Raw genomic sequence first — 22,504 nt, 5'->3', positions numbered from 1 at the left:
GACGACGCACCACGAACAGACCAACGCGCCAACCACTTTGCGGACACGCCCTAGGGGATGTCTCGCCGATCCAGGCTGGCTGATCGACAGGACACCCCCTCTACTCGTCCTTCGCTGTCTCCTCAGCCTGCTGGGCGATGTCCTCCAGCACGACCTTCGGGTCGGCGGACGGCGCGACGGCCTTGCCGATGTTGCGCTTGATGATGTTGCTGACCTGCAGCCAGGACGGTTCGTTGACCGGGTAGAGCCGGGCGGTGCGCAGTGCGGTCAGGAACTTCTCGCCGCTGGGGTCCGCCGCCGCGTCCTTGGAGGTCTGCGTCGCCGTCACTGTCGAGGGCAGCAGGTGGTAGCGCCCGGCGAACTCGTTGATGTTCTTGTCCTTGTAGACGAACTCCAGGAATTCGCCCGCCAGTTCGCGATTGTCCTCGTGCTTGAAGACCATCATCCAGTCGGCGACGCCCACGGACGGCGGGACCTGCTCGTCGCTCAGGGTGTCGGACACCGGCATGCTCAGCGTGCCGACCTTGATGCCTTTCGCCCTCGCCTCGTGGAGGAGCGAGGGATAACCGTTGAGCATGCCGACCTCGCCACGCAGGAAGGCGGCGAAGGCATCCTGCCGGTTGAGCTCGGCCGGCGGAACCGGGCCGGTCAGGCCGGGCGCGACCAGGTTGTCCTTGATCCAGCGGAACGTCTGCGTGTTCTGCTCGGACGCGATGCTGTAGCCGCCGCTGTCGTCGGCGTAGCCCCCGCCGTTGCTCAGCTCCCAGATCAGGGCTTCGGCGTGCGCCTCCTCAGGGCCGAGCGGTAGCGCGTACGGGTACGGCACGCCCGAATCCTTCAGCGCCTGGGCCGCGGCCCTCAGTTCCGACCAGGTCTTGGGCGGCTTCGCCCCGGCCTTCTCGAAGAGCTCCTCGTTGTAGAAGAGCAGCCGGCTGCTGGCCACGAAAGGCAAGCCGTAAAGAATGTCGCGGACCGAGCCCGCCTCGGCGAGCGGTGGCAGGAAATTCGACTCCGCCCTGACCGTCAGCAGCTCACTGGCCGCGTAGAGCCGGCCCTCCGCGGCGAAGTCGGAGTACGCGCCCATCAGGGCCACATCCGGGGCGTTGCCCTCCTCGACCATGCGGGTGACCTCGCGGTCGACATCGGCCCACGGGTAGAGCGTCACCTCGACCTTCTTGCCGGGGTGGGCTGCGGTGAAGGCGGTGGTCAGCTTGTCCCAGTACGCCTTGGAGCTGGTGGCGGGGCTGTCGCCGTACTCGGCGGCCACCACACGCAGCGTCGTCCTGTCGCCGTCGCTCCCGGACGAGCCGCAGGCGGTGACGAGTGGGCCCAGCAGTCCGAATGCGGCTATGGAGGCGGTCGCGTCGAAGAGTCTTGGTCGCACGGATGTTTCCTCTTGCTTTTGGGACGGTGCGGCCGGAATTCTCTCCCGACTCAGGACGTATTACGGCCCTCGTTCCAAGATTGTGGCCATTGCTCCAACTGCGGCCTTCAGGGCTGGTGTTATCCCATATTCCGGCACCGACGACGACGCGCGTAGAACCTTCCTCAGCGTCCAACACGACGCCCTAATGGAGCATTGACCGGGCCGCTCTGCCCCGTCGGCCCAGCTTGTCGCGGGCGCGCCTCTGCAGAAGCAGCCGCAGACGATCAACGACGAAGCACGCCGTACCCGCCCCCGTCACTCTTAGGTGCTCGACCTGCTCGGCCGCTTACCTCCCGCCCGTCGTGGTCCGCCGCGACGGCACGGTCCACGGACCGCGGCTCGCCTGTGTTCCGCCCCCTTCGAGACGCACGAACTGACGCTGCCCGACGAGGGACGAGAGCGCTCTCGTGTTCTTCAACGCCGGGCTCGTCCGGTCCTCCACCCTGGACCCCAAGAGTCGTAAGCTGCGGGAAGCCGACCTCGACGAGCCGTTCACCGCGGACGGGCCCCGGTCGGGCGACGCCGCCTACCTGCCGCAGGCTGGCCCGCGTCCGGACCGGCCTGCGATGTTCTGCGTGCACAGGTCTGGGGGCTGGCAGCACTGTTCTACGCGGACGTGGCCGGGCGCAGGAAGCGGGGCACCGCGTTGCGGCGGATGGGCTGGAGGCGCCGACTGCGCCCTCGCCGCCAGAGCCCGCATCAAGCACCGCGCAGGCCAGCTTCGCGAAGCCTACGCACACGTGGTCGCCACGCTCTTCGGCAGGACTGGACGGCTCGTCGACGGCTGCGGACCGAGGACTACGTCCCGGCCTGACCGGCGGTGCCCTGACCGGCGTCCTGTGGCTGCCCGAAGGGGGTGAAGCGGGCGGGCGGATGGTCGATGGGCAGGTCGGGACGCCAGGCCGTCAGGATCTGGGCGCTGCACTCGAACAGGTCCGGCGGCAACGCGTCCAGCGGCCACCATCCCCAGCCGCCGACCTGCTCGCCCGGCTGGTCGGCGGGTTCCCCGCTCCACCGCGTGACGAGCGCGCCGAACGTGATGCGGACGACGTCGCCGACCTGGTCGAGGAGCATGCCCAGCAGACGCACGTCGGCCGGGTCCGCGTGCAGGCCGGTCTCCTCGGCCAGTTCGCGCACGACCGTCTCCTCCAGCGACTCGCCCGGCTCCACTGTGCCGCCAGGCAGCTCGACGGTCCCTTTCCGGTGGTGGCCGAGCAGCAGACCGCGCGGTCCCACCAGCACCGCGCCGACGCCGACTGCCGCGTGTGCGACCGGCGGATGGGCAGTACGGGGACGAGAGGTGATCCGGGCCGGCCTGCGGACCTGGAAGAGCCGGTAGGAGGCCTGGTTGCCCTCCTCGGGCGCGTCAAGCACGGTGACCTCCTCGGTGCGCAGCCCGTGCTGCGCGAGCAGGTCCATCCACAGCTTTGTCGTGAGTACCCACATGTGCCCGGCGTCCGCCAGGCCTGAGGGCCGCCGCCAGGGCTGGCAGCAACCGGTGCGGGTCGATGAAGTGGACGGCGGACAGGGAGTAGATCACGTCGTACGGCGCCGAAGCGTGCAGGTGCCCGACGGCGTCGGCCTGGATCAATCGCAGGCCCGGCAGGTCGCCATAGCGCGCCCGTGCGCGGGCGATCTGAGTTCGTGAGAAGTCGACGGCGTCCACGGTGGCGTGATGGGTGCGGGCGACGTGAGCGGCGTGCCGGCCCGGGCCGCAGCCCAGGTCCAGCACGTGCAGGCCCCTCAGGTCGCCGAGGACGGCGTCCCCCGGCCCTGTTCCCGCCGGGCCCCAGGCGATCTCGTCCACCTCGGGCAGGGGCGTGGCCCGGTCGAGGTGGTGCGCTCCGTAGGTGTGCCACATCGCGGCGTTCACCTGCTCGGCATCAGCCGTACCGGGTGCGTCGGGTGCCGTCATCGCGTCCCCCCTCGGGCTCGTCACCGAGCCGCCTCGTCGCGTCGTCCCACTCGTCACCGGACGCCATCGCGTTCTCCAGCCCGCTCCAAGGGCGGCTCCAGCCCTCCCGCTCTCCATCCTGCCTGAGAACCTGGCGGTCAGCGACGAGCCGGACCAGCTTTCGCGGTATAGGCGCTGCTGACGGAATTCTGTACGAGGCGGTCGACGTTGGTGTGATAGGTGGTCCTTTCCCCTGCCGCGCGAGCACCGTGCGAGCACCGTGCGAGCACACCAAGTCGTATCTCTCGTCCAGCTCCCCGCACCCTTACGCCGTGGTCCGGGTTGAGCCTCACCTGCAGTGGCTTGACGTAGGCCCGGGGCGTGCCAGGGTGCTGGGCGATCCATTCCTCGGGCTTCATGCGATGAGTGGAATAGCCAACCCGTGCTCCTCCTGGAGCCGACCCGGGCGGCGCGAGCGTAGGCGCCGTTTAGGGGTAAGGCGATGCAGGGTGGCGGTGAAGCGGTGTGTGACCAGGTGAGTCGGTGCGTCGGATCGGCAGCACCACCATCCTGTGCAGCCTCACCACCCCGTTCCTTCTAGTGGTCTGAGCCCCAGCGCCAGAGGAGTTCCCCGCCTTGGGGGACTGCGGTCCAGCGGGTGGCGGCTGCGTTCAGGCGCGGTAGTGTCCTGGCCAGCGCGTCCGAGTCCAGGGGAGCTGGGCCGACGCCGCGCCCCTCCGTGGAGAGGCCCCGCCACACCCGGTAGGCCCAGTTCACAGAGAGCTCGGCAGCCATCACCGCGTCGCCGCCCCGGCGTAGCACTTTCATCCCGGAGCGGCGATGCCGACCCGGCGTGAGGAGTTCGAACCCTTGGAAAGTGGCCCCGCGCGCCATCGCCCCCCAGAAGCCGTCATTGATGCCGAGGGCGGTCTCCACGACGGCGTGGACCAGGTCGTGCGGCATGTTCGGGCCGACGGGCTGGGCAGGCAACCTGACGTCCGGCCCTTTTCGGGCGCGAACCAGAATCTCATGCTGATTGTCCGGCAGCTTCCGGAAGGACATCTCCATCACGGGCGACGGTAGACGCAGGCACGGCCGCCGCCAATCGATTTCCCGCCCCGCCCGCGGCCGCGGTCGTTCGCTGTGCCGGCCAAAGTGCGGCGAGCCAGGACCGGGACGCGGCCGCCTCGCTGGCCGACATCGAGCGCTGACACCGAGCCCCGCCCCTCCTCCAGGCGCCCCGCGGTCATATCGTCCCGCCGCACAACGTGGCTGTCGGCACTGATACCGAGAGCCATCTCCGCTACGGCCCGCCCACCCTGGGTCCCCGCGCGCTCCTCGTGGCGGCTCCAGCTCCGCCGTGGTCTTCGCCGCACAGCCCTCCATGCCGTGACCGGCCCGCTCACGCCCCCTTCGCGGGCGGCTTCGCACGGGGCTTCGACATGACGGGGTCCCTACGGGCGACGCTCCCGTCACCGAACCCACCCTCGCCCCCGCCGCCCAAGCCGGCATCAAGCACCGCTGAAGCGCCGGCGCCACCGCCGAGCGGCCGTGCCAGGTCCGCGTCGCCGTGCTGGCCCGCACCGGCGCCTGGGAGGGGTCGCAAGACCGCCGTCGGCTCACGTGAGCGGCTGGCCGTGTCTCGCCCCTGGCATGGGGCATGGCCGCCCAGGGTGACGGTGCGGCGGCCCTGCGGCGCAGAGCGGGCGAGCTCGCGGTCACGTGCCTGTGCCAGGGTGAACCTCTACGCCAAGGCCGAGAGCGGCCTTGGCGGCCATCAGATGCTCCCGGGATTTGGCTATCCATTCCTCGCCCATGTCGAGCGGTCGGAGACGACGATCTGGGTGGCAGGGCCGTCACAGACTTTGACGAGGTAGGGGTCCTCGCCAATGAATCGGGTACGCGGCGGGCGTGCTGAACATCGGGCGCCAAGGAGCAGCCGTCCAACTGGTCGGGGCTCTGGGCGGGACAGTTGACGCAGACGCTGCCCGCCGACCGGGTCAGGGCGGGACGCGACTCAGCGGCCGCTCCATCCACAGCCCGCGCCGCGACAATCTCGACGGCCAGACCCACTTCCCGAAGAACAACCGCAACGACTACGGGCAGACACTCCCCCAGCGGCCGGAGCCAAGAAGACCCCCGGCCCTGAACAGCAGGGCCGGGGGTCTTCTTCGTGGAGCGCCGGGCAGGCCTTGCACCTGCATCTCCCCGCAGGAAGCGGGGCGTCTTTCCTTGGACCACCAACGCACAACTCACCACCGGCAAATCCAGCGGTGCGCTCAAGATCCATAATACCGCAGTCGCAGCAAACAGCGCACCCTCTCCCAGGACAACTTCTGCCACTCACCGCGCAACGCCTGGGGTAGGGGAGCCGCCCTCTTCCTACCACCCACGCGCCGCCGACGAGGAGAAACGGTCAGGACGCTCAGGCCGCTCTCGGCGCTGGGCAAGCCGACGACCACAGTTCATACGTCCCTGCCCCGTACGGCCGGCACCCAGGCTCGCATTGGTGAGGGCACCGGCAATGGTGCGCAGCGGACCGTCACCCGCCCACCCATCTGCCGCTCCGCCTGGCCATAGTTGAGTACAGGTACTCATGCGCATCACCACCGGCCGCGGCACCCTGCACCCATGACTGACGCCCTTCCGGCCCAGGTGCGCCGGCGCCCCTGGGCGCATCGAACACGCCTGGGCGTGGACCTTGCTCTGGCGATTCCGCTGTTCCTGCTGGAGACCGCGTGGCTCGTGCTGGACTGGACATACGGCTACGGCTTGGAGGTATGGGCAGCACAAGGCGAGCAAGCACGGATCGACGCGGCCGGCCTCGCGCACATCGGGCGGGTACGGATGCTGCTGATCGCCGTACTCGTCCTGGCAGTTCTCGCGGCACTCTTCCGTGCCCGCTGGACGGTGATCACACACCTGCTGGTGGCCCTCCTGGCAGGCGGATCGCTCACAGCGGCGCAGCAAGAGTGGGATGACAGCCACACCTCGCCACCCGGATGCATCCGCTACAGCGCGAACTGCTGAGATCGCCGGGCACGGATCGAGCCGCATCGTCCCCTGTTACCGACGTACTGCGGAACCACTGCATCTACGTACCGAAGATGCCCGCGACGTCGTCGGCCAGCGACGGGCGTTCGAGGCGACTCGGAACCTTACTGATCGTTTCAATGTGAAGTGCTTGGCCAGACGGTTATGCACTGAGCCCTATTCATCGTGATCATGCTGGTCACGGTGGGCGTCGGGGACCCAGAGACCGATGAGGGCGAGGCTCCAGGTAAGACAGCAGTCGGTCAAGATCCGATGCCCCGACCGGGAGCCTCGCCGTGCTGTCCTACCCCGCCACGATCCCGCTGCCCAGCCGAACCCTGAACCACCTTGCCGAGCGCATCCGCAACCACCGCCACCAGCGTCGATCCCGGTGGCGACGCCTCGACCCCGGCCGACAGGCCCTGCTCACCCTCGCTCACCTGCGCAACGGCGACACCTACACCCGCCTGGCAGCCGGGTTCGGCATCGGCGCACCACCGCCTGGCGCTACGTCCGTGAAGCCGTCGACCTGCTCGCCGCAGCCGCGGACGACCTGGACACCGTCATGGACCGTATCCGCAAGCTGGCGCACGCGATCCTCGACGGCACACTGATCCCGATCGACCGTGTAGCCGACCAGAAGCCCTACTACTCCGGAAAACATAAGCGGCACGGCATGAACGTGCAGGTCATCGCGGACGCAGTAGGTCGCCTGGTCTGGGCCTCGCCAGCGCTGCCCGGCGCCTCCCACGACCTCAGCGCCGCCCGCGCTCACGGCATCATCGACGCGCTCACCATCGCCGACGTGATGACCTTCGCAGACAAGGGCTACCAGGCAGCCGGTGGGAGCGTGCGCACGCCGTTAAAGCGCCACCGGTACCGGCCGAAACTGTCCCGCCGGCAGAAGGCCGTCAACCGCGCACACGCACGCATCCGGGCCCGCGGCGAACGGGCCATCGCCACGCTCAAGGCATGGAAGATCCTGGCCCGGCTGCGCTGTTGCCCCCGCCGCACGACCGCGGTCGTGCGGGCCGTCCTCGTCCTGCACCAGGTCGAGACCAGCCGCTACTCAGGAGGAAGACGGCTCAGTGATTCCTTGGCGGCGCTGTTCGAGGTGAACCGGCTCCTACTCACGGCAACGTACCGGATGCCGGGGCTCGCAAAGTAAGACCGAAGACCCGATGCAAAAAGCTGATCAAAGCGGGCGACTTCAGGTCAGCTGCACCATCCGACGAGTGTGAAAGCATGCGACGATGCCGAACGATGCTCTTCACGGGGGTCCCACCCAGGTCGCTGCCGGGCTCGTGGCCACCGCCGCAGCCCCGCTCGACCCCGCATCGGCGGACGCCCCCCAGGTGCTGCACTGGCCCAAGCGCAGGCTGCTGGTGCAGCGCGGGGACACCGAGCTGGCCGTCCGCGACCTGGACGGGGAGGGGACAGAGATCCGCTTCCCCGCGCCCTGGCCCCGCCGGTACGGCTCGGTGGCAGTCTCGCCCACGGGTGATGTTGCCGTGTTCGCCGGCGTGCACGCGTTGCGAGCCGTGGATTCGACCGGTGCCGTGCGGTGGGAGATCCGGCACGGTTGTTGGTCCCCCGCCGTGTGCACCGGGGCCCATGCCTCGTTCTCCGAGTACGCCGACGACTACCACCACGGCCACGCGGACCTCGGCTCGGCGGCATTCTCCGCGGACGGCAAGCTCCTGTGGGCACACGTCCGCAACCGCGCGGGGCGCGACGTCAACGAGGAATGGCTGATCCTCGACCCCGCCGACGGCACGGTACTGACCCGGGCCGACACGATGACCGTGGGATCGGGCTCCCTCCACTTCCCCCATCCGAACCCGGCCTACATGGGGCTGACGGTCGGCGAGGGTGAGGAGAACTCGCCCGTACTGTGGGGACACTGGGACGGCACGAACCTCACCGTCCAGCGGTTCGTCGAGGAAGTCCTCCTCGCCGTGAGTCCGTCCGGGGAGCACTTCCTGACCACGGACCTGGGGCAGTGGACCCTCTACCTGCACCGGGCGGAGGATGGCATCGAACTGCGGCATCTGGACGCTGACGAAGCCGTGCCCCTTCCCGCAAGCTCGGACGACGACCGTGTTCGGTGGGACTACGAGGCGGCGGCGTTCCCCTACGACGACACCGCCGTGGTCGGCACCGAGGACTTTGTGGAGGACCCCCGCCACTGGTTTGTCGACCCGCACACGATGGTGGTGCGCGGCCGGATCGCCTACCCCTTCCCTGTCTCGGGACCTCCCCGATCGGCGGGGCAGGGCGCCTGGTACACGGTCTCCAAGGACCAGACCACCCTCCACCTGTGGAACCTGCCGCACCCGGAATGAGTCAATGGGCTCCACGCCACGGCCCTGGCACTCGGCGAACGCGTCGTCGCCATCCTCAAGGCCGGGAGGATCCTGGCCAAGCAGCGCTGCTGCCCTCGCCGCGCGACCGCGATCGTGCAGGCCTCCCTCGTCCTGCACTACACCGAGCCCACCCGTCAGTGGCAGCTATTGCGGGGGGGGCGTCCTGGCCGGTGAGGTCAGTGAGTACGGCTGCGATCAGCCCTTCTTGCTGGCGCGCTTCACCCCGGGGCCAGGATGGGAAAGCGTGAGGGCATTGTTCGAAGCATGGGCGGTCCGTACGAGAGTACGGGGCCGCTCCAGGGTCGTCTTCACTACGAGCCATGTCCGGTCACTGCAGGTGCGTGGGGCCGCAGCACTTTTCGCAGAGCAGTGGGTCGCACGGGCAGGAGAGGTCCGGTCCGCAGGACTGGGGGCAGCGCTCGTCGCCAGCGGTGGCCGGCAACCACACCGTCTCGTGGATTTCGCGGCGGACCTGGGCGAGTTCGGCGCCCTGCAGGATCTCGCCGAGCGATTGGCTGAGGACATCACCTACCGGCCAGTCCCGTGCCATGACGCACGTGAAGACTTTTCCGTCCGGGGCGACGGCCAGCTTTCCGCTCCAGCAGTATCCGCACAGGCCGGACATGCTCGATTCTTGCCCGAGGAGATCCTTCGCCCGTCCGAACTCCCGTACCTCGGACGGCCGGGGGCATCCGCTGACGCGCTCCCGGAGGCCCGCACCCGGCACCGCGAGGCAGCTGCGCTGATCGCCCCGAGCCCGGCCGCTTCGCTGATGGCGGTGCTCAACCAATGATCACTGTTGGCCGGGCGGATCGAGGAACTCCTGGAGGGCCCACCTCTTTCCAGCGTCCTGACATCGATGCCGGGAGCCGGCGTCAGGACCGGAGCCCGCGTCCTGATCGAGATCGGCGACCGCAGCACCTTCCGGACCGCGAGCCACTTCGCCGCCTACGCCGGTCTCGCCCCGGCGACCAGCAGTTCCGGGCCCTCGAACCGCGGAGAACAACCATCCAAGCGCGGGAACAAGCAGCTCGAACGGGCCTTCCTCCACGCCGCGTTCGCCGCCCAGGCTCCATCGGGGGCTTCAACCCGGAGGCCGTTGCTCGCATCAGGGCGGATGGACACCCTCAGCGATCAGATGCGAGAAGACCCCCGGTCCTGAACAGCAGGTCCGGGGGTCTTCTTCGTGGAGCGCCGGGCAGGCCTTGCACCTGCATCTCCCCGCAGGAAGCGGGGCGTCTTTCCTTGGACCACCAACGCACAACTCACCACCGGCAAATCCAGCGGTGCGCTCAAGATCCACTTTACCGCAGTTTCAGCAGACAGCGCACCCACCCCAGGACAACTTCTGCCACGCACCGCGCAGCGCCTAGGGTTGAGGAGCCGTCCTCGTCCTTCCACCTACGCGGCAACCAGCTCAAGCGCCACCGGGCCATGGCCACGAGGTTCGACGAGTTCGCCTTCCGCTACGACGCGCGTGCCGGTCGCAGCCATCAACGAGTGGCTGCGACCAGCACCGTCGCAACGGCCCTCAGACGATGTCGAATTCGTTGCCCTCGGGGTCCTGCATGGCGGCGGCGTAGAGCCCCATGTCTGGCTCGTCCTTGATCCGCAGCACTGTGGCACCAGCTTTGACCAGCCGTTCCACCGTAGCCTTGACGCGCTGTGTGCGGATGTCCAGGGGGACGTCACGGCCCCCACCGACCTTGAGGTCGAAGTGCCACCGGTTCTTGGCGACCTTCGGCTCCGGAACCTGCTGGAACCACACCCTCGGTCCACGCCCCGCGGGGTCGATGATCGACTCCGGAACATCCCCGGCACCGGCCGGCAACTCTGCCTCGGGCACCCCCGCCGCCGCCCAGTAGGCACGCCACGTGGCGTGCCCGCCCGGCGGAGGCTCAGGCACGTAGCCCAGGGCCTCGGCCCAGAAAGTCACCATTCTCTGCGGATCGGAGCAGTCGATCGTCAGCTGCACTGTCATCTCCATGCTCGGAGCATCCCAGGTAGGTCTGACAGACGATCGGCTTCCGCAACAGGCCCGTAGGGTGGGCTGGTTGTCTGGGAGCACACTCGCGCAGCAGCACGTTAAGGCAGTCGGACAGGCCGCACTTCTGCCGCCTGGCGCAGAATCCTGAACCGTCGCCCAGGGTATGTCGGGCAATCGGGTTCGTGCGCATCGGATGCGCTCATTGCACTCCACCCTGGCCCCGGCGGGGCTCATGCGGGTGCTGCCGGTGGATGTGTTGCCCGTCCTGGCGGTGCGCATCGCCAGTGGCTGCGAATCCGGTGCACTGCCGATGGTCCTCTCCCCCCAACGGACGTGAGATCGCTCCTGCGCAGGGGCGAGGGGGCAACAGCCACCTATTGGGCCTATTTCCGGCCTCGTACCGGTGAGGTGTGGCGGCCGGCCGCCACAGGTTCGGATGCTGCGGTTCAGGCGAGAGTGCGGAGTCGGCTGGCCAAGAAGTCCGCCATCGACCGCACGCCCACCCCGACGGCAGTTTCGTCAGCGGCGAAGTCCGGACTGTGCGACATCCCAGTGAGACCCGTTTCCTGGTGAGCGCGTCCTTGGCGAAGTCCTCGGCAACAGCCGGGGCCGACAAGTGGTAGGGCTACTTCGCTCGCGCCGATCCGCTGCGACTCGCGCAGACCGAGCAGAGCCTCGGGTCGGCGACGTCGGACCACGGCCGCGGGCGTGGCCGGAGCCCGGCGGCCTCATCCGCCCAGCACGGTGGCCGCCTGTGCGGCGGCGCGCAGTGCGGAGGATGCCCGCTGCCCCGAGACCGAGTCCTGCACCATCGAGCGGCCGACACCTGGCTAGGATCACGACGTGACACGAAGCGCAACGCTCGCTGGGGTCTTCGACGATCTGGCCGACGGCTACGACCACGGGCATCACGAGGAGATCGCGCGGGCTCTGATCGCGTGGGTGGGGCCCGGAGCGGTCGGTGCGGTCGCCGACGTGGCGTGTGGGGCGGGGGCCGTTGCCGTGCAGCTCGCGCGGGGGCGGGAGCGGGCCGCGCGGCCCGTTCTCGCCGTCGACCTGTCGTCCCGGATGATCGCGGTGGGCCGGGCCCGTGCCGCCGGGCTGGTGCCCGACACGGCGATCGACTGGCGGGTCGGGGATGCCGTGCCGTTGCCGGTTGCCGATGGTTCGCTGGACCTCGTGCTGTGCGCGTCTTCGCTGCACTTCCTGGGGCGCCGGGCGTCGGCCGACTGGCGGCGGGCGGTGCGTCCGGGGGGCCGGGTGGGTTTCAGTCTGCCGCTCGCTACGCACTTTCGGCCCTCCGAACGCTTCTCCCGGCTCCTCGCCGAGGATGTCCCGCTGCCTCGCACAGCGGAGGAAGCGAGTGCCTTGGTGACGGAGTGTGGGTTCACGGGGGCCGAATCCCGCGTGCATGTCCTTGGTACGCGGCGCGTCGTGCTCACTTCGGCGACGCGTCCGGACCATCCGTGAGCGGTGGGCTGTCCGAGCGGGTGAGATAGCTCGCCCGGTGGTCGTGCCAGGAGCGCCGCAGTGGGTCCCGCACCGCCCGTGCGCACAGTCCGGCCGGAGTGACCACCGCGAAGTACAGCGTGGCCAGGCCGAGGTGTCGCAGCCGTTCAGTCCATCGGGATCGTCGCACGCCAGTCGGCCTCCTCCCGCCACTCGGGCTGGTCCCGTTTGTCCAGCAGGTGGTCGCCGAGGACCAGGAGATCGATCCGGGTGCGCATGAAGCAGGCGTACGCCTCCTGCGGGGTGCGCACGATCGGTTCCCCGCGCACGTTGAAGGAGGTGTTCACCAGCACCGGGCAGCCCGTGCGGTCCCGGAAGGCGGTGAGCAGGGCGTGGAATCGCGGGTTGTGCTCGGCCGTCACCGTCTGGACGCGGGACGAGCCGTCGACGTGGGTGACCGCCGGGATCGTGGAGCGCGGCACGCGCAGGAGGTCCAGGCCCTTCACTCCCTCAGCCGGGGGTTCGATTTCGCGTCGCCGGGCCGCGGCGACCTGCGCGGTGAGCAGCATGTACGGGCTCTCCTGCGCCAGGTCGAACCAGTCCTTGGCGTCCTCGGCGAGCACCGCGGGCGCGAACGGGCGGAAGGACTCCCGGAACTTGGTCTTGAGGTTGAGCGTGGACTGGGTGGCGGGATCGCGGGGGTCGGCGAGGATCGACCGGTTGCCGAGAGCCCGTGGCCCGAATTCCATACGGCCCTGGAACCAGCCCACCACCCTGCCCCGCGCGAGTTCCGCCGCGACCCGCTCCGTCAGCTTCCGCTCCGGCAGCCGTACGGCGGGGTACCCGTGGTCGGTCAGGAACTCCGCGATCTCCCGGTCCGAGTGGGCGGGGCCGAGGAGGGACCCCGCCATCGCGTCCGAGCCGCGGGCCACGTGGGCTCGGGGCGCTCCCCTGCGGTGCGACTCGGCCAGGGCCGCGCCCAGGGATCCGCCGGCGTCCCCGGCCGCGGGCTGGATCCACAGCTCGTCGCAGACGCCGTCGGCCAGGAGGCGGCCGTTGGCCACGCAGTTGAGGGCGACGCCGCCGGCCAGGCACAGCCGCCGCTCGCCGGTGCGTTCCAGTGCCGTGCGGGCCAGCCGCAGCAGCACTTCCTCGGTCACCTGCTGCACGGACGCCGCCAGGTCGAATTCCCGCTCGGTGAGCGGGCCTTCCGGTGTGCGGCGCGGGCCGTCGAACAGCTCCTCGAAGGCCCGGCCGACCATGGTCCGGCCGTACTGGAAGGTGAAGTGGCGCAGATCGAGGCGGAAGGAGCCGTCCGGTTTGATGTCGATCAGCCGCTCCCGGATGAGCGGCGCGTAGCGCGGTGTGCCGTAGGGCGCGAGGCCCATCAGTTTGTACTCACCCGAGTCGACCTTGAAGCCGCAGAAGTAGGTGAACGCCGAGTAGAGCATGCCGAGCGAGTGGGGGAAGCGCAGTTCCGCGAGCGGGACGAGGTCGGTGCCGCGGCCGTGCCACAGGGTGGTCGTCGCCCACTCCCCCACGCCGTCGACGCACAGCACGGCCGCCGACGGGTAGGGGCTCGGGAAGAACGCCGACGCGGCGTGCGAGGCGTGGTGCCGGTACGCCACCACCGGCGGCAGCGTCTGTCCGGGCGCCAGTTCGCGCAGGTGGGCCCGTACGTCGTCGAGGGCGCGCCGCTTCCAGCCGGCCCACTGGGGGAACGCCCGGCGGAACACCGGGAAGCCGTGCGGTGCCGTGGCGAGCCAGGTCGCCAGCACGCGGCGGAACTTGAGCGCCGGGTCCTCGTAGAACGCCACCGCCGCCAGCTCGTCGAGGCGCAGCCCGGCCTCGCGCAGGCAGGAGGCGACGGCGTGCGCGGGGAACCCGGAGTCGTGGCGGCGCCGGGTGAAGCGCTCCTCCTGCGCCGCCGCGAGCGGGACGCCGTCGGCCACGAGAGCGGCGGCGCTGTCGTGGTAGTAGGCGGAGATGCCCAGGACCGGGCGCTCCGCGCCGCCGGTGCCGCGGCGGTCGGCGCGCGCGGTGCCCATGTCGGTCCTCCCCATGTCAGAACAGCGGGTAGACGGAGGCGTCGTCCTCGGGTTGCGGCCGCAGCCGGGTCGGCGGTGGTGCCGGTGGTTCGGCGGTGGTGGACTGGTCGTCCGGCTGGGCGTCGGCGGGCGGCACGGGGCGGCCCCGGTCGCGCAGCCAGGAGGCGAGGCGGCGTGCCGCCGACGCGGGTGCCGCGCTGCTGTCGTCGCGCATGGAGGGGCTCCTCATGCCAGGTCGAGGCGGTCCGCGAGCTGCCGGGCCACCAGGTCGTACCCGAGGTCGGTGCAGTGCACGCGGTCGATGAACAGCCAGTCCTCAGGTCCGGCGGCTTCGCCGAGTGCCACGTTCATGTCCAGGAAGGGCACGTCGAGGCGGGCACATCCGTCGGCCAGCCGCCGCGCGTAGGCGCGGCCGACCGCCATGGTGGAGATGTCGTTGTGGAAGCGGCGGAAGTTGGACACCTCGTCCAGCTCGTCGAAGAGCAGCTTCTCGCGGGGCAGCGGCTCCTCGCGCACCCAGGGCGCGAGCGGCTGGAGCACGAAGGTCAGGCGTGCGCCGAGGGCGTCCGCGAGCAGCTTCCAGCCGCTGAGGTGCCGGATCGTCAGTTCCGTGGCGTGCGTGACGCGCTGGTCGGGTGGCGGTACGACGTCGGGGGCGGGCCCGCAGTCGAAGAAGGCGCCGTGGCGGCCCTGTTTGTCCTCGGGCAGCCGGCTGAGCACCAGGTTGTTGACCCCGGAGAGCAGCACGATGTCCTCGACCGGCGGAAGTTCGTGCCGGAAGAGAGTGAACAGGAGCAGTTCCTGTGCCGAGTTGTGGCTCTGTCCGGCCATGTTCAGCCAGGGCAGCCGGGGGGCGTGGGTGTTCCACAGGCGGGCGGTGATCGTGGCCGCGTCGCTCGTGGCGCCGACGCCGAAGACCGCGGAGCTGCCCGCGAGGACGCGCGCCGGGCCGTCGGGGCGGTCGTCGCCGACCGTCGCCCGCAGTTCGCCGGGGCCCGGGGTGACCCGGAAGCCGTGCCGGTCGGTGGTGTAGACCGGGGTCTTCTCGTTGCCGTACTGGAAGTAGCCCAGATAGGGCTGGTCCTCGAGGACGAAGGTGTAGTGCTCCATGTGCGGGGTGAACTCGGCGCGGGGTGACGTCATCGCTGGGGGCTCCCGTGGGTGCGCTGTGTGGCTGTGGTGAGGGGTGCGTCTGCTCAGCGGGCCGGGGTGGGGGGCGGTGGCTCGGGCAGGGAGCCGGGGCGGTCCTCCCGGATCAGGTCGGCGTTGATGGCCATGGCGGCGAGGCCTCCGCTGGCCGCTGCCATGGCGGCCTGCTGCATGTTCCGGCCGAGGTCTCCGGCGACGTAGAGGCGGGGCAGGCTGGTGCGGCCGCGGTCGTCGGTCTGTACGGACTCCAGGTCCGGCGCCTGGAGCCAGGGGCGCAGCGGGTCCACCCGGGGTTCGATGTCCAGGTGCAGGAACAGGGCGCCGTAGGCGGTGGAACGGCCGTCCTCGAAGACGACCTCGACGCCCTCGGGGTGCGGCTTCAGCTCGCTGACGCCCTCGGTGCGGACGGGTACGCCGGCCGCGGTGAGCCGGTCCCGCTCGTCCTGGGGCAGCTCCCGCCGGTCGGTGAGGTAGGTGATGTCGTCGGACCACACCGTCAGGGTCGAGGCCAGGCATTCGCTGGGCACGGTCCCTCCGTAGACGGCGTAGCTGCGTTCACGGACCTCCCAGGCGTGGCAGTACGGGCATTCGAAGACCGAGCTGCCCCAGAGGTCCGCCAGGCCCGGGACGGGCGGCAGGACCGAGCGCACTCCGGCCGCGTACAGCAGGGTGCGGGCGCGGAAGGTGCCGGACTCCTTGGTGGTGACCACCACGTGGTCGCCGTCGCTCTCGGCCGACACGACCTCGTCGTCGCGGAACGTCACGTCGTACGCGGTGAGCTGGGCGCGGGAGCGGGCGCGGAAGTCGGCGATGGTCGCCCCGTCGTTGGTGAGGACGTTGTGCATGACGCCCGCCGCCATGTTGCGGGCGTCACCCGAGTCGATCAGCAGGACTCGGCGGCGTGAACGGCCCAGGTAGAGAGCTCCGTTGAGGCCGGCCGGGCCGCCTCCGACGATCACCGTGTCGTAGAGCTGTGCGTCCAAGGGTCACCTCTTGTCAGGAAGGTCACTTGTATCGGGTTGTCGGGAGAGTCACTTGTCGGGAGAGTCACTCGTCGGGAACGTCACTTGTCGGGAAGGTCACCGTGCTTCGGCGGGCCGGGGTCGGGAGCGCGGTCGTCGCGCAGGGGCGCGAGCAGCAGCAGCGCGCCCGCGGACAGGACGGCCCCGCCCACGAGGAACACCGCCGGGACGGAGACGGCCGCGGCGAGGAGTCCGCCGAGTGTGGCGCCGACCGGCATGCCGCCCCACGCGCACAGCCGGGACACGCTCATCACCCGGCCCTGCAGGTCCTCGGGTGTGAGCCGCTGGCGCAGCGACATCACGGGGATGTTCCAGCCCATCATGAAGACGCCGTTCGCGGCGAGCGCCAGCGCGGCCGGGACCGGGTGGCGGCTCAGGCCCAGCGCGACGTACGCGGCCCCGGACGCGGCCAGGGACCAGCGGGCCAGCCGGACGGTGGGCAGCCGGTCGGCGGCCCGGGGGGCCAGCCAGCTGCCGGCGACCGCGCCCAGCGAACCGGCGGTCAGCAGCAGTCCGTAACCGGTCTCGCCCAGCCCCAGGGTGCGGGCGCTGAACAGCACCAGCATGGAGAAGGCGGCAGAGAACACGACGCCGTACAGGGCGCTGGCGGCCAGGGTGAGCCGCAGGGGGCGATGGCCGAGGACGAAGCGGAGTCCCGCCCGGATGTCGCCGAGCACTCCGCCTGCCCGTTCGTCCGATGCCGGCTCGTGGGGTGCCTGCTCGCCCGGTGTCGGCTTGCGGGATGCCTGCTCGCCCGGTGTCGGCTCGCCCTGTCCCGGCTCGTGGGGTGTGCGGGCGAGCGGGGCTAGGCCGAGCAGCAGCAGCGCTGCCACCGCGTACAGCGCCCCGCCGGTGGCCAGCGCCACGGCGGCGGTCAGGCCCATGAGCAGGCCGGCGACCGGCGGTCCGATCGTCTCGTTGAGCACGATCTGCGCCGCCGACAGCCGGCCGTTGGCGCGCTCCAGGTGCCGCTCGTCGACCAGGCGCGGCAGCATCGCGGGGGCGGCGGTGTCGGCAAGGGTCTCGGCGATGCCGAGCACGAACGCCAGCGCGTACAGGGCGGCCAGCGGGCCGTCGTCGGCGAGCACCAGGGCCGCGCCCAGCAGGGCGGCCGCGCGGACCAGGTTGCTGCCCAGCACGATCCGCCGCCGGTCCGCGCGGTCCACGAGCACGCCCGCGGGGAGCGCGAACAGCAGCCAGGGCAGCATGTTGACGGCGGTCAGCCCGGCGACCGCCGCCGGGTCGGGGTGGTGCGCGACCACCAGCAGCGGCAGCAGCGTACGGGTGATGCCGTCACCGGCGTTGGAGGCGGCCGCCGACGCCCACAGCCAGCGGAACGGGCGGCCCAGGTCGGCCCGGCCGGCCGGCCGGGTTCTAGAGCGGGCGGTGCTGCCCAACAACGCCCCCCTCGCTCCACGTGCGCAGGCCCAGCAGCCGTTCGCCCAGGTCGGTCAGTCTCGCCGGCCCGTACAGGTCGGCCTCGGCCTTGCGCACCCCGCCCTCGGGAGGATGGGGCGGGACGCGGTCCTGCCAGAACCGCACCCGGTTCTGCCGCAGTTCCGTGTGCTCCTCCCAGGCGGGCGCCATGGTCAGGTACTGCGCCATGCGCACCCGGTCGGCGGAGACGTTGGGGTGCACGCCGTGCGGCAGCAGACTGTTGAAGATGATCAGGTCACCGGGTGCGACCTCCGGGGTGGTGATCCGGTAGCCGGTGATGTCGGGGGTGAAGGGGTCGCGGTCGGCGGGCTGGCCGCCGACCCACTTCTCCCAGTCGGTGAAGATCTCCGGGACGCACTGGAAGCCGCCGATCTCCTCGTCGCCGTGGGTCAGCGAGAGCACGGCCTGGCAGCTGACGGGGAGCGGGTCGGTGGAGGTGTCCACGTCCCAGTGGATGAACCCGTCGAAGGCTCGAGGTCCCCGGTTGGGCGGGTTGACGTTGGCGAAGTCGATGGTGACCCACAGGTCGGGGCGGTCCCAGATGTCGGCGAAGGCCTCGTACACCCGCGGGGTCTGGCGGACGTCCCACTGTGCCTGGTGGTTGTACATCTCGACCAGCCCGCTGTGGCCCGGCAGGCGGTCGTTGCCGGTGTGCGGGGAGGTCCAGGTGGCGGGGTCGTCGGGGCGCATGTCGAGGAAGGCGTACAGGGCCTCGGTGAGGGCGGTGACGGTCTCGGGCGCCACGGCCTGACGGACGATCACATAGCCTCGGCTGGTCCAGTGGTCCCAGTCCGCGGGGGACAGGACGCGCAGCGGTTCCGTCTTGTGGATGTCTCGCAGTTGGGTGGCGGCCACGGGCACTCTCCTGTGCGGGCGGGGAGCGGGTTCGGGTGGTGGACGGCGGCGTATGGCGTGATCACTCGGTGCGGACCACTGGATGCGGACCGCTGGTTGCGGATCACTGGATCTCGGAGCACTGGATCTGGAATCACTGGATGATGAGGCGGTGTTCGGGCAGCGCCACGGCGTCCAGTTCGGTCTCGGTGAGCAACTCCAGTGCCTCGTCCAGGTGGTTGAGGATGGGGCGGCCGCCCCCGTTGGCGCTGGTGTTGATGAGTACGGGCAGCTGTGTGCGGGCGGCGAGCGCGTGGCACAGCCGGTGCAGCAGGGGCTGGGTGTCGGGCCGTACGGTCTGCAGGCGGGCCGTGCCGTCGATGTGCCGTGCCTCGGCGAGCCGCCGGGCCCGGTCGGGCCGCACGCGCACCGCGAACAGCATGGTCTCGGTGTGGTCGAGGGGCCCGGTGAAGTACTGGTCGGCCAGTTCCTCGGGGCAGATCGGCGCGACCGGCCGGAACCACTCGCGGTGTTTGATCGTCTGGGAAACGTACCGGCGGGCGCCGTTCCAGTGGGCGGAGACGAGCAGGGAGCGGTGGCCCAGGGCCCGTGGTCCGGTCTCCAGTCCGCCCTCCAGCCAGGCCACGCACCGCCGGTCGGCCAGCAGGTCGGCGACGCTCTGGAGGAAGTCCTCGTCGTCGGCCGGGCGGCGCGCGGTCAGTCCGAGGCCGGCGAGGCGCCGGGGCAGGTCGTCGAGCGGCACCGGGGGGTGGCCGTCCTCCGCGTCCAGGCCCTCCAGTGGCGGTCCGGCGTAGGCGAGGGACGCCCAGTCCGAGCGGCCCGTCAGGGCGGGGCGGTCGGCGGGGTCGGCGACGGCCAGGGCGGCGCCCAGCGCGATCCCCGAGTCGTCGCAGCAGGTGGGGACGGACACCCGGGTGAACTGGCCGCACTCGGCGAGACGGCTGTTGGCGGTGATGTTGAGGGCGCAGCCGCCCGCGTAGCAGAGGGTGGTGTAGCTGGGGAACCGTCGGCTGATGCCGGTGACCAGCCGGATCAGGTCGTGCTCCACGGCGGTCTGCAGGGTGGCCGCGAGGTCCCTGCACACCCGCTCGTCGGGGGAGGTCCCGACCTGGACGGTGCGGCCGTCCGCGGTGCGGATCTCGTCGGGGAAGACGGAGCCGAAGGAGTGCACGACGTCGTCGTCCGATGAGTCGGCGAGGCCCGCGTCCAGATATCCGCCGCTGTCCGGGTCGTACTCCCACCAGGAGTCGGCGTAGCGCAGCGCGGTGCCGGTCAGGTGGTCCTCGTCGAGCCGTTCATACAGGTCGGGTGAGGCGCGCCGGGTGGACTGCGGGACGAGCATGGCGCGCAGCACCGGCAGCAGCGAGCCGTCGGTCTCCCCGGTGGCCGTCAGCCCGAGCAGCTTGCCCGTGTCGAACTGGCTGCCGTGGACGCGCCGGGCGAGTGCCTCGTAGACCAGGCCGAAGCGCGGTCCGGTGCGGTTGGTGAAGGACATCACCGGGGTGAGCTGGTCGCCGTCGCCGAGGCACACCATGCCGCACTCGGCGTAGTTGCCGGTCCCGTCCAGGGCCAGCACCAGGGCCTTGCGGGCACCGGAGGTGTAGTAGGCGAGGGCGGCGTGCGCGTAGTGGTGGCGTACGGCGGTCAGGGTGATGTCGCCGAATCCCGCGGCCAGGGGCCAGTCGAGGGGTTTGATGACGCGGGTGACCGCGTCGGCGAGGCCCGTGCCGCCGGTGGCCGTCCAGCGGGCGTCGTCGTTGACGAGTTCGACCAGTGCGGGGGGCAGCACCTGGCACATCGGTGTGTACCAGTCGGCCACGGCAATCCGGGTGACCGGGCTCGCCGCCCGCTGCCGCAGCTCCGCCAGCCACTCGGCGGCGGCCTGCGGGAAGCCGCCGTTGCCGCCGCAGACATGGCGCAGTCCGAGGCGGCGTTCGGCCTCGATGACGCGGTAGCCGGCCGCGTCGGTGAGCGCTGCGCCCGCGTCATGACCGAAGTGCATACCGATGGTTGCCAAGGAACCAGTCACCCTTCCTGGGCCCGGACCGGCGCGGCGGTTCCGGGTCGTGGCTCGATGGCCCGCCTCGCGCGGGGGGCGGGCCGGTGCGGATGCCCCGCGCGGGGCGGGCCGGTGCGGAACGTCGGGGAACCCGGGTCAGGAGAGGCCGGCGAGGCTGTGGGCGTGGTGGCGCTCCAGCAGGCCCTGGACGACCTCGCGCATGTAGGCGCAGTAGCCGGGCGACATGACCTGGATCGAGCCGTTCTCCTCCTCCAGCGCTCCGGCGGAGCCGCCCGAGCAGGTGCCCTGGAGTTCGCAGCCCTGGCAGCCGGGGCCGTTGGTGTAGGCCCGCATGCCGTAGTCCTGGTAGGCGGGTGAGGTGAAGATGCCGCGCCAGTCGTCGATGGTGCCCAGTTTGCGGGCGGTGGCCTTGCAGGCGAAGACGCTGCCGTTGGGTTCGATGGACAGCTGGCGGCCGACCGCCGGGCAGGTCTTGTAGTCGGCCTGCTCGGCCCACTTGGCCTCGTCGATGATCATCTGGAAGGTCTGGTACCAGTAGCCGCTGAGCTGTACGCCGCGTTCGCGCCCGTAGTCGACGGCGGCCAGCAGCCGCTGCGCCACCTCGTGCGGGCTGTGCCGGTCGAAGAACTCCTTGGCCTGGAACGACACGATGACGTCGAGGCTGTCCAGGCCGGCCTCGGCGACGAAGTCGATGAGCGGGGTGCCCCACTTGTCCCAGGTGTACTGGGACAGCACGGTGGTGATGCTGACCGGGACGCCCGCGGCCTTCATGTCGAGGATCGCCTTGCGGACCACGGCCCACGGGGTGCGCTGCTGCTGGCCGCCGCGGAACTCGCCGGTCTCGGGGACCAGGTAGTCGATGGACACGGTGGTGTCGACGCGGTGCCTGGCGAGCGCCGCCAGCAGTTCGTCGTCGATGCGGGAGCCGTTGCTGGTGAGGTCGTAGGAGAGGGTGACGCCGTCGTGGCTGTCGCCGAAGGTGCGCAGCACGTGCAGGATGGTGCCGCGTGCCAGGGTGGGCTCGCCGCCGAAGAACGACACCGTCAGATGGCCGCCGCCGTTGGCCTTGCGCAGGTCGATGGCCTCCTGGATGGTCTTCTCGGCGACCTCGCGCGACATGTGCATCGAGGGGTTGCGGCCGGTGTCCGAGCCGTGGTTCCAGTCGCCCTTGGCGAGGGTGGGGCCCGAGTCCTGGCGGACGGGGCCGGCGTCCTCGCGGGAGCGGCGCAGTTCGACCAGGACCGGGCCGGGTTTCACCGACTCGCCGGAGGTGTTGCGCTCCTCGACGCCGCCGTCGAAGTTGTACGCGAAGCAGCCCTGACAGGAGAAGTTGCAGGCGTTGGTGAGCACGAGCTGGATGGAGGAGTGGAACACACCGCTGCTGAGCGCGTCCTGCCGGCTCGCCAGCAGGCTGTCGATCTCCCGGGCCTCGTCGTGACCTGCCTCGACCAGGAAACGGGCCTCGACGAGGTCGCGCAGCGAGTCCTCGTCGACCCGCTCGCGCAGGCGCTCCCAGCTGATGCCCTGGGAGGCGTCCTTGAGGAGTTCGACGATGTCCCGGTCGATCAGCCGGGCATTTCCGAAGAGTGAATGAAAGGCCATGGTTCGGTCGTCGCCCTCGTAGGAAGCGAGCCGGCCTCCGAATGACGTGAAATCGCGGTCGCCCGCGGCGCGCAGGGTACGGACGTAGCGCGAGGACTGGTAGACGGAATTCTGCATGGCTGAGTTTTCTCCCTGCGTCTCACGACTTCCGATGCGGACGTACGGCGCGCTGGTGGGCCCTCGACGGAGCGCGGCGCGCGGCAGCGCACAGACCGG

General features: G+C 70.6%; 17 protein-coding genes and 3 pseudogenes. 6 read left to right on the top strand and 14 right to left on the bottom strand.

What is annotated here, in order from left to right:
- Positions 1 to 100: 100 nt before the first annotated feature.
- From AMK31_RS32110 to AMK31_RS32095, 4 genes are all read right to left on the bottom strand, one after another.
- Positions 101 to 1,384 carry an extracellular solute-binding protein gene (locus AMK31_RS32110; protein ID WP_073944205.1) on the bottom strand — a complete coding sequence of 428 codons (1,284 nt, stop codon included), beginning with the start codon at positions 1,382 to 1,384 and terminating at the stop codon, positions 101 to 103.
- A gap of 840 nt (positions 1,385 to 2,224) precedes the next feature.
- The gene (locus AMK31_RS42335; RefSeq protein WP_338013060.1) at positions 2,225 to 2,845 is read right to left on the bottom strand and encodes a nucleotide triphosphate diphosphatase NUDT15; all 621 of its coding nucleotides are present in this window, start codon (positions 2,843 to 2,845) and stop codon (positions 2,225 to 2,227) included.
- Entirely contained in the window at positions 2,793 to 3,341 is a 549-nt protein-coding gene (locus AMK31_RS42330; protein ID WP_338013059.1) for a class I SAM-dependent methyltransferase, read from the bottom strand. Before AMK31_RS42330 ends, AMK31_RS42335 begins: the two co-directional genes overlap by 53 nt.
- Positions 3,342 to 3,917: 576 nt before the next feature.
- Positions 3,918 to 4,388 carry a hypothetical protein gene (locus AMK31_RS32095; protein ID WP_143204281.1) on the bottom strand — a complete coding sequence of 157 codons (471 nt, stop codon included), beginning with the start codon at positions 4,386 to 4,388 and terminating at the stop codon, positions 3,918 to 3,920.
- Between the two features lie 1,563 nt (positions 4,389 to 5,951).
- Here AMK31_RS32095 and AMK31_RS32085 point away from each other — a divergent pair.
- The 4 genes and pseudogenes from AMK31_RS32085 to AMK31_RS42460 form a co-directional block, all read left to right on the top strand.
- Entirely contained in the window at positions 5,952 to 6,350 is a 399-nt protein-coding gene (locus AMK31_RS32085; protein WP_073944202.1) for a DUF6234 family protein, read from the top strand.
- Positions 6,351 to 6,649: 299 nt separating this feature from the next.
- Positions 6,650 to 7,428 (top strand): annotated as a pseudogene (locus AMK31_RS32080) (transposase family protein); the annotation flags it as partial.
- Positions 7,429 to 7,606: 178 nt separating this feature from the next.
- Entirely contained in the window at positions 7,607 to 8,698 is a 1,092-nt protein-coding gene (locus tag AMK31_RS32075) for a hypothetical protein (RefSeq protein WP_073944201.1), read from the top strand.
- Positions 8,699 to 8,893, top strand: a pseudogene (locus tag AMK31_RS42460) (hypothetical protein); the annotation flags it as partial. It lies immediately after the preceding gene.
- Between the two features lie 154 nt (positions 8,894 to 9,047).
- On the opposite strand, the gene AMK31_RS39325 reads toward AMK31_RS42460, so the two are convergent.
- On the bottom strand, positions 9,048 to 9,344 hold the full coding sequence (locus AMK31_RS39325) for an SPASM domain-containing protein (protein ID WP_079187021.1): 297 nt from the start codon (positions 9,342 to 9,344) through the stop codon (positions 9,048 to 9,050).
- A gap of 105 nt (positions 9,345 to 9,449) precedes the next feature.
- Between AMK31_RS39325 and AMK31_RS32060 the strand changes: the two are divergent.
- Positions 9,450 to 9,791 (top strand): annotated as a pseudogene (locus AMK31_RS32060) (IS110 family transposase); the annotation flags it as partial.
- A 459-nt stretch (positions 9,792 to 10,250) separates the two neighbouring features.
- Here the strand turns inward: AMK31_RS32060 and AMK31_RS32050 are convergent.
- Positions 10,251 to 10,706 carry a VOC family protein gene (locus tag AMK31_RS32050; RefSeq protein WP_073944200.1) on the bottom strand — a complete coding sequence of 152 codons (456 nt, stop codon included), beginning with the start codon at positions 10,704 to 10,706 and terminating at the stop codon, positions 10,251 to 10,253.
- Positions 10,707 to 11,549: 843 nt separating this feature from the next.
- On the opposite strand from AMK31_RS32050, the gene AMK31_RS32045 reads away from it, so the two are divergent.
- Positions 11,550 to 12,176: a class I SAM-dependent methyltransferase gene (locus AMK31_RS32045; RefSeq protein ID WP_073944199.1), complete on the top strand. Its 627-nt coding sequence runs from the start codon at positions 11,550 to 11,552 to the stop codon at positions 12,174 to 12,176.
- Between the two features lie 146 nt (positions 12,177 to 12,322).
- Here the strand turns inward: AMK31_RS32045 and AMK31_RS32040 are convergent, their stop codons facing one another.
- The 8 genes from AMK31_RS32040 to AMK31_RS32005 form a co-directional block, all read right to left on the bottom strand.
- Positions 12,323 to 14,203, bottom strand: coding sequence for a carbamoyltransferase family protein (locus AMK31_RS32040; RefSeq protein ID WP_073944198.1), 1,881 nt, complete (start codon positions 14,201 to 14,203; stop codon positions 12,323 to 12,325).
- A gap of 16 nt (positions 14,204 to 14,219) precedes the next feature.
- Positions 14,220 to 14,417: a hypothetical protein gene (locus AMK31_RS32035; protein WP_073944197.1), complete on the bottom strand. Its 198-nt coding sequence runs from the start codon at positions 14,415 to 14,417 to the stop codon at positions 14,220 to 14,222.
- An 11-nt stretch (positions 14,418 to 14,428) separates the two neighbouring features.
- Positions 14,429 to 15,346, bottom strand: coding sequence for an SGNH/GDSL hydrolase family protein (locus tag AMK31_RS32030; protein ID WP_073944196.1), 918 nt, complete (start codon positions 15,344 to 15,346; stop codon positions 14,429 to 14,431).
- A gap of 53 nt (positions 15,347 to 15,399) precedes the next feature.
- The gene (locus tag AMK31_RS32025) at positions 15,400 to 16,335 is read right to left on the bottom strand and encodes an NAD(P)/FAD-dependent oxidoreductase (protein ID WP_073944195.1); all 936 of its coding nucleotides are present in this window, start codon (positions 16,333 to 16,335) and stop codon (positions 15,400 to 15,402) included.
- Between the two features lie 80 nt (positions 16,336 to 16,415).
- Positions 16,416 to 17,771, bottom strand: coding sequence for an MFS transporter (locus AMK31_RS32020; protein WP_073944194.1), 1,356 nt, complete (start codon positions 17,769 to 17,771; stop codon positions 16,416 to 16,418).
- Positions 17,749 to 18,666: a phytanoyl-CoA dioxygenase family protein gene (locus AMK31_RS32015; protein WP_073944193.1), complete on the bottom strand. Its 918-nt coding sequence runs from the start codon at positions 18,664 to 18,666 to the stop codon at positions 17,749 to 17,751. The genes AMK31_RS32020 and AMK31_RS32015 overlap by 23 nt, the downstream gene beginning before the upstream one ends.
- 133 nt (positions 18,667 to 18,799) lie before the next feature.
- On the bottom strand, positions 18,800 to 20,683 hold the full coding sequence (locus AMK31_RS32010) for a carbamoyltransferase C-terminal domain-containing protein (RefSeq protein ID WP_241842789.1): 1,884 nt from the start codon (positions 20,681 to 20,683) through the stop codon (positions 18,800 to 18,802).
- A 138-nt stretch (positions 20,684 to 20,821) separates the two neighbouring features.
- A complete protein-coding gene (locus tag AMK31_RS32005; RefSeq protein WP_073944191.1) occupies positions 20,822 to 22,405 on the bottom strand; it encodes a radical SAM/SPASM domain-containing protein in 1,584 nt (527 codons plus the stop codon).
- Positions 22,406 to 22,504: the final 99 nt, after the last annotated feature.

This window comes from Streptomyces sp. TSRI0107, assembly GCF_001905845.1.
Taxonomy (GTDB): Bacteria; Actinomycetota; Actinomycetes; order Streptomycetales; family Streptomycetaceae; genus Streptomyces.
Note: the sequence above shows the minus strand (reverse complement) of the source record. Positions and strands in the feature narration are given on the sequence as shown.

Excerpts from the sequence above, each read along its gene's own strand:
- AMK31_RS32005 (WP_073944191.1), bottom strand. The coding sequence starts at position 22,405 with ATGCAGAATTCCGTCTACCAGTCCTCGCGCTACGTCCGTACCCTGCGC.
- AMK31_RS32095 (WP_143204281.1), bottom strand. The coding sequence starts at position 4,388 with ATGGAGATGTCCTTCCGGAAGCTGCCGGACAATCAGCATGAGATTCTG.
- AMK31_RS42335 (WP_338013060.1), bottom strand. The coding sequence starts at position 2,845 with ATGGACCTGCTCGCGCAGCACGGGCTGCGCACCGAGGAGGTCACCGTG.
- AMK31_RS32050 (WP_073944200.1), bottom strand. The coding sequence starts at position 10,706 with ATGGAGATGACAGTGCAGCTGACGATCGACTGCTCCGATCCGCAGAGA.
- AMK31_RS39325 (WP_079187021.1), bottom strand. The coding sequence starts at position 9,344 with ATGTCCGGCCTGTGCGGATACTGCTGGAGCGGAAAGCTGGCCGTCGCC.
- AMK31_RS32085 (WP_073944202.1), top strand. The coding sequence starts at position 5,952 with ATGACTGACGCCCTTCCGGCCCAGGTGCGCCGGCGCCCCTGGGCGCAT.
- AMK31_RS32075 (WP_073944201.1), top strand. The coding sequence starts at position 7,607 with ATGCCGAACGATGCTCTTCACGGGGGTCCCACCCAGGTCGCTGCCGGG.
- AMK31_RS32030 (WP_073944196.1), bottom strand. The coding sequence starts at position 15,346 with ATGACGTCACCCCGCGCCGAGTTCACCCCGCACATGGAGCACTACACC.
- AMK31_RS42330 (WP_338013059.1), bottom strand. The coding sequence starts at position 3,341 with ATGACGGCACCCGACGCACCCGGTACGGCTGATGCCGAGCAGGTGAAC.
- AMK31_RS32035 (WP_073944197.1), bottom strand. The coding sequence starts at position 14,417 with ATGCGCGACGACAGCAGCGCGGCACCCGCGTCGGCGGCACGCCGCCTC.
- AMK31_RS32040 (WP_073944198.1), bottom strand. The coding sequence starts at position 14,203 with ATGGGCACCGCGCGCGCCGACCGCCGCGGCACCGGCGGCGCGGAGCGC.